Source organism: Streptomyces sp. NPDC000941 (assembly GCF_053599555.1).
Genome location: NZ_JBSFMM010000546.1, coordinates 1 through 1,417 on the forward strand (window position 1 = coordinate 1; position 1,417 = coordinate 1,417).

The 1,417-nt window shown below is 74.2% G+C and carries 1 protein-coding gene; it reads left to right on the forward strand.

The window, feature by feature from the left end:
- Positions 1–1,417: polyketide synthase dehydratase domain-containing protein (locus tag ACWDSL_RS53400; RefSeq protein ID WP_450497010.1), on the forward strand; the 1,417-nt coding region annotated here is incomplete at both ends.

The window sequence follows — 1,417 nt, forward strand, 5'->3', positions numbered from 1 at the left end:
AACACCAACGCTACTGGCTCAACACCCCCACCCACACCGGAGACATCACCACCGCCGGCCTCGACCCGGCACACCACCCGCTGCTCGGCGCGGCGGTTGCGGTGGCCGAGGGAGAGGGGTATCTGCTCACCGGTCGGCTCGCCCTGTCCACCCACCCCTGGCTCGCCGATCACACCATCGCCGGCGTCGTCGTCCTCCCCGGAACTGTCCTTCTCGAGATCGCCCTTCAGGCGGGCCATCGTGTGAACTGCCGTCGCATCGAAGAACTCACGCTCCAGGCACCGCTGTTCATCCCGGAGGAGGGAGCGGTACAGGTGCAGGCATGGGTGGCGGCGCCGGACGAGAACGGGCGCCGAAGCCTGACGGTGTCCTCCCGCCGCGAGGGTACGTACGAGGACGCCACGTGGGTACGCCATGCCACCGGCCTGGTCGGCCCCGCACCGGCCGACCAACACGACGCCATCGCACGGTTCACCGACCCACAAGGCGACGACGACGGGGCGGCGGTCTGGCCGCCGCCTGGCGCCGTCGCGTTCACGGCAGACGACCTGGAGGGCCTGTACGACGGGTACGCGGCGCGGGGATTCGAGTACGGCCCGGTGTTCCGGGGGCTGCGGGCGGCCTGGCGACGTGGCGAGGACATCTTCGCCGAGGTGCGCCTTCCCGACACGGCGGACGGCGACGCCTCCCAGTTCTCCGTACACCCCGCCCTGCTGGACGCCGCCCTGCACGCCGCCGCCTTCCGCCCGGCCGACGAACTCCCGCACGGCGCTCTGCCCTTCTCCTACAGCGGGGTGAGGCTGCACGCTCCCGGAGCGTCGACCCTGCGGGTGCGCCTCACCCCGGACGGCGACGCGGGGGACACGCACGCATGGTCGGTCGCGGTGGTCGACGGCGAGGGGCGGCCGGTGGCCTCGATCGCGTCGCTCGTGGTCCGCCCGGTGTCGACGCAGGAGCTGCTGGCGGCCTCCGGTACGGCGCGGCGGGACTCGCTCTTCGCGGTCGAGTGGGTGACCGCCCCGGCGCCGATGTCGTCGTCCGCTCCGCAACTGCTGGCCACGGTGGGGCCCTGCGACCGCCTCCCCTCGGCAGCCGGGTACGCGAACCTCGCCGACCTGGCTGCCGCGACGCTGGAGGCGGGGGCCCCGGCGCCCGATGCGGTCGTAGTCGACTGCGGCCGCCGCGACGCGCGCGCCACCGCCGTCCCGGAGGACGTACGGACCCTCGCCCAGCGCATCCTGGGTCTGCTGCAGGAGTGGCTGGCGGACGAAAGGCTGGCGTCGAGCCGGTTGGTCGTACTGACCCGTGGTGGGGGGGGGGGGGGGGCGGGGGCGGGGGGGGGGGGGGGGGGGCGGGGGGGGGGGGGGGGGCGGGGTGGGGGACACAAGGGTGTATATGGGGGGTGGCGGGGGGATGA